Origin of the sequence: Halomonas colorata (assembly GCF_014897985.1) — a bacterium.
Taxonomy (GTDB): domain Bacteria; phylum Pseudomonadota; class Gammaproteobacteria; order Pseudomonadales; family Halomonadaceae; genus Vreelandella; species Vreelandella colorata.
This window is the reverse complement of sequence record NZ_JABUZA010000085.1, coordinates 1-4,113: the sequence shown is the minus strand read 5'-3', so window position 1 is coordinate 4,113 and position 4,113 is coordinate 1. Positions and strand designations below refer to the sequence as shown.

Genomic DNA, 4,113 nt, shown 5'->3' with positions numbered 1-4,113 from the left:
TGGACGCCCCCGGGAACGCGGGAAGACTGCTGGCGACGGGCTATTCGTGCCGAAGTCAGGTAAAGCGCTTTTCCCATCTAGTGCTCCCCCACCCGCTGCAGGCCCTGCTGAACGTGCTACGCAGTGCTGACAGTCAGTAAGAGGAGCTAACGGCGGGTTAGAAAAACAGGTTTTTAAGCGCCTGGCCTGGGTCGGGCTGGCGCATAAAGGCCTCACCTACCAAAAAGCCATTGACGCGATGGTCGCGCATCAGTTGAACATCGTCTCGAGTATGGATACCCGATTCGGTGATCACGGTGACGTTATCGGGAATCTGCGCCAGTAAATCCAGCGTGGTATTCAGGCTGGTATCGAAGGTATGCAGATTGCGATTATTAATCCCCACCAGCGCTAAATCGAGCTTGAGCGCCCGGTTAAGCTCCTCGCCATCATGTACTTCCACGAGTACATCCATACCCAGCTGGTTGGCCTGCTGGTGCAGGTCACGCAGCTGGGTATCATCAAGAGCCGCCACAATCAGCAAAATACAGTCGGCGCCAATCGCTCGTGCCTCGCTAACCTGATAGCCGTGGGTAATAAAGTCTTTACGAATGACCGGCAGCTCGCATACATCCCGCGCAGCGATCAAATAATCTTCGTGGCCCTGGAAAAAGTCAGCATCGGTCAGCACCGACAAGCAAGCCGCGCCGCCCTGGGCATAGCTTTTGGCAATATCCGCAGGATGAAACTCTTCACGAATAACCCCTTTGGAGGGTGAGGCTTTTTTCACTTCCGCGATAATCGCCGGGTCGCCCGCTGCAATACGCTGATTAAGTGCGTTGATAAAGCCGCGCGGGGCGCTTTGCTTCTCGGCCAAGGCCAGCAAGTCAGCTTCAGAAACCGCCTGCTGACGCTCCGCGACTTCCTGATCTTTACGCGCCAGAATACGCGTTAAAATAGTCGGCGTTGTCTGTTGAGTCATGGCGATCAATTACCCTTTAAAAACGCTGGTGAAGTGAGAAAGCTCTCTGAGTTTCTCGAGCGGCAATTTAGACGCCTGCGCATCCTGGGCAATCATTACGCCCTCTTTCAAGTTATCGGCTACGCCGGCGCAGTAAAGCGCGGCGCCAGCATTGAGCGATACCATGTCGGCAGCTGCTCCCTCACCACTCAAGGCTGCCTTCACCAATCGCAGACTATCTTCTGCATTGGCCGCCTTTAGTGTTGCCAGGCTTTGGCGCTCAATGCCCAATACTTCAGGCGTAACCGTGTACTGGGTAATCTCACCGTCTTTAAGCTCAGCGACTTGAGTCGGTGCGGCCAGGGAGATTTCATCCAGCCCATCATCAGAGTGGACGACCATGACATGGCGGCTGCCTAGCTTTTTAAGCACTTCGGCCATAAGCGGCACCAGCTCAGGGGAGTACACACCCACGACCTGATTAGGCGCACCCGCCGGATTGGTCAACGGCCCCAGAATATTAAATAGCGTGCGTACACCCATTTCACGACGCGGGCCGATGGCATAACGCATTGCTGGGTGATGGTTAGGCGCAAACATGAAGCCGACCCCCACCTGCTCAATACAGCGGGCTACCTGCTCGGGCTTAAGATCCAGGTAAATGCCTGCGATATCAAAAAGATCCGCACTGCCTGATGATGAGGAAACGCTGCGATTTCCGTGCTTCGCGACGTGGGCGCCTGCCGCCGCGGCTACAAAGCTTGAAGCGGTGGATACATTAAACAAATTAGCGCCGTCACCACCGGTGCCGACAATATCCACCACGTTTTCAGCATTAAGCTGAACGCGCCGCATCAAATCGCGCATTACCTGGGCGGCCGCGCTAATCTCCTCAGCGCTTTCTCCCTTCATGGCAAGCCCGACCAGCAAGCCGCCCACCTGAGCGTCGGTGGCAACGCCCGTCATTATTTGCCGCATCAAAGCATGCATTACATCAAAAGGGAGGTTCTCGCGGTGTATCACCGCATTAATTGCATCTCGCATTTGCATGAGCAGAGGAGCCTCTAAAGCGTGTGAAACAGGCAATCAGCCACGTTTTAAAAAATTAGCCAACAGCTCATGGCCTTGGCGAGTGAGTATTGATTCAGGGTGAAACTGAACCCCTTCTACATCCATTGTGCGATGGCGTAACCCCATGATCAAACCTGGCGTCACATCATCGTCTACTGTCCAAGCGGTCACTTCCAGGCAACTGGGCAGTGTCTCCTTATCAACGACTAATGAGTGATAGCGAGTCACTTCAACCGGGTTATCCAAACCTTCAAAGACACCTTGGTTCAAATGTAAAACAGCTGACGTTTTACCATGCATCACCTTAGGAGCACGAATCACTTGGCCACCATACACCTGACCGATGGCCTGATGTCCCAAGCAGACACCCAGAATAGGTAGCTTCCCGGCAAAATAGCCAATTGCCGCCATTGAAATACCGGCCTCGTTTGGCGTACAGGGGCCAGGGGAAATAACCAGATGCGTGGGCGACAGCGCTTCAATTTGCTCGATGCTAATCGCATCGTTACGGTGGGTCACCACCTCAGCGCCCAATTCGCTTAGATATTGGACAATGTTAAAGGTGAAGCTGTCATAGTTATCGAGCATCAAGACTTTTTTAATCATAACCCACTGATTACCTTATAACTCACCCGAGATACCCACCTTATTACTCAGCTCTTTACTCACCTACACCATTATTTGCAGATGCGCTTAATCAAGGGATTGTATCGTTGGATGAAGGTAATCGCTATGGCCGTTGCGACGTTGCAAATTTTTAGCCGTACTGGTCTATGCTGAAGAAGGCATTCACTTAATAGGAGAACGCCATGGATAAGGCCGTCATCGATATAATTCGGGACAAGGAAAAAATACCTGACAGCGTGCCCGATAGCGAAATCGCCCGAGAGTATAAAGGGACGTATACCGCTGCCCGAGCCGCGGTGAGCCTGGACCACACACCCATTGATCAACAGCTCGCCAACGCTATGGCAAAGATTTTTCCGTTCATGAGAAAGAAAAAGTAATTCTTTCCAAACAGTTCAATTTAAAACAGCAGCCTTTAAAAAACAGAAAGCCCGCAGGCTTTCTGTTTTGACGTTGGTGCCGAGTACCGTAGCCTAAGTAATTTAACCTAAAGAGTTTTCGTTAAGACGCTTGGCTTCGCCTTCGGCCTCTTGGCGGGTGGAATAGGAAACCACGGAGGTTTCATCGGTTTGAGAGTCATCGGGTCGCGTATCAATCACGTGAAATTCACCGTTGCGCTCCTGCACTTTATAAAATTCGCTCATCGTCCTTCTCCTTGGGTGAAACAACCTCAAGGGTAGAACATTTTTCCAACCTTATATTTTTCTAATTTGATATTCTCAGGCCCTTTGTTATGAAACAGATTGTTATGGAACAGACTTTTTATGATGGAAATAGGTGATCAGCATTACTATTTTTAGTTAGCATGCTCGTGGATTAAACACCACGCGCCATGATCACAATATCCTTTCTAAGCATAAATAAGTTGCAAATCGACCAATTAAACGTTTCCTTCTACAAGTCTTATACTATTAATAACAACAGCTTATAACCAATTTTAAACGCTCAGGAACTAGCCATAGGGCGCAGCAGTCTTTATTATCTTGAGCCTTTAATCGAGTGGGAGCGTAAAATGCAAAAGCGAGTGACCTGGGTACGCACGCTCGTGTTAAGTATTTTTATGAGCGCATCACCGCTAGCAAGCGCCTCAACACTCAATGTCATCGCTTCTTTTCCAGTCCTTGAAGATCTGGTTAAGCGCATTGCAGGCGACGATATTCAGGTAAGCGTTATCGTGCCCACCGGTGCTGATGTCCATAACTGGGAGCTAACGCCGCCCAACGTTTTGGCCATCGAAAAAGCCGATATTATGTTTTATAACGGCTTTGGATTAGAGCCCTGGCTACGTCATGTCGTGGCCATGTCTGATGACTCGCTTGTCCTTAAAAGCGTTGCAGAAAACGCCGACATTATTCCGCTAGCCATCACCACAGGCCAATATAAAGGGGCGGTCGACCCCATTGCTGTCCCATAGTTTTTGATCATAAAGGGATTCTCATCTGAGGATCCCTTTTTTGTGGCTCTGGCGATGGCGG

6 protein-coding genes are annotated in these 4,113 nt (G+C 50.5%); 2 read left to right on the top strand and 4 right to left on the bottom strand.

The annotated features are described in order from the left end of the window. Positions 1-157 precede the first annotated feature (157 nt). From trpC to INT33_RS20770, 3 genes are read right to left on the bottom strand one after another with little or no spacing between them, the layout of a single operon-like run. The gene (gene trpC, locus INT33_RS20780) at positions 158-961 is read right to left on the bottom strand and encodes an indole-3-glycerol phosphate synthase TrpC (RefSeq protein WP_193092921.1); all 804 of its coding nucleotides are present in this window, start codon (positions 959-961) and stop codon (positions 158-160) included. A gap of 9 nt (positions 962-970) precedes the next feature. Further along, positions 971-1,990, bottom strand: coding sequence for an anthranilate phosphoribosyltransferase (gene trpD / locus INT33_RS20775; protein ID WP_192539231.1), 1,020 nt, complete (start codon positions 1,988-1,990; stop codon positions 971-973). 36 nt (positions 1,991-2,026) lie between these two features. Then, positions 2,027-2,617 (bottom strand): anthranilate synthase component II, encoded by a 591-nt coding sequence (locus INT33_RS20770; RefSeq protein WP_192539230.1) that lies wholly within the window; start codon positions 2,615-2,617, stop codon positions 2,027-2,029. Positions 2,618-2,820: 203 nt separating this feature from the next. On the opposite strand from INT33_RS20770, the gene INT33_RS20765 reads away from it, so the two are divergent. Further along, a complete protein-coding gene (locus INT33_RS20765; protein WP_018916758.1) occupies positions 2,821-3,018 on the top strand; it encodes a hypothetical protein in 198 nt (65 codons plus the stop codon). Between the two features lie 102 nt (positions 3,019-3,120). On the opposite strand, the gene INT33_RS20760 is transcribed toward INT33_RS20765, so the two are convergent. Further along, a complete protein-coding gene (locus INT33_RS20760) occupies positions 3,121-3,282 on the bottom strand; it encodes a hypothetical protein (RefSeq protein ID WP_192539229.1) in 162 nt (53 codons plus the stop codon). 368 nt (positions 3,283-3,650) lie between these two features. On the opposite strand from INT33_RS20760, the gene INT33_RS20755 reads away from it, so the two are divergent. Next, a complete protein-coding gene (locus tag INT33_RS20755; RefSeq protein WP_319643950.1) occupies positions 3,651-4,052 on the top strand; it encodes a metal ABC transporter solute-binding protein, Zn/Mn family in 402 nt (133 codons plus the stop codon). Positions 4,053-4,113: the final 61 nt, after the last annotated feature.

What these genes read in the sequence shown, in the direction of transcription:
- trpC (WP_193092921.1), bottom strand. Translation starts at nt 961, where the DNA reads ATGACTCAACAGACAACGCCGACTATTTTAACGCGTATTCTGGCGCGT.
- trpD (WP_192539231.1), bottom strand. Translation starts at nt 1,990, where the DNA reads ATGCAAATGCGAGATGCAATTAATGCGGTGATACACCGCGAGAACCTC.
- INT33_RS20770 (WP_192539230.1), bottom strand. Translation starts at nt 2,617, where the DNA reads ATGATTAAAAAAGTCTTGATGCTCGATAACTATGACAGCTTCACCTTT.
- INT33_RS20765 (WP_018916758.1), top strand. Translation starts at nt 2,821, where the DNA reads ATGGATAAGGCCGTCATCGATATAATTCGGGACAAGGAAAAAATACCT.
- INT33_RS20760 (WP_192539229.1), bottom strand. Translation starts at nt 3,282, where the DNA reads ATGAGCGAATTTTATAAAGTGCAGGAGCGCAACGGTGAATTTCACGTG.
- INT33_RS20755 (WP_319643950.1), top strand. Translation starts at nt 3,651, where the DNA reads ATGCAAAAGCGAGTGACCTGGGTACGCACGCTCGTGTTAAGTATTTTT.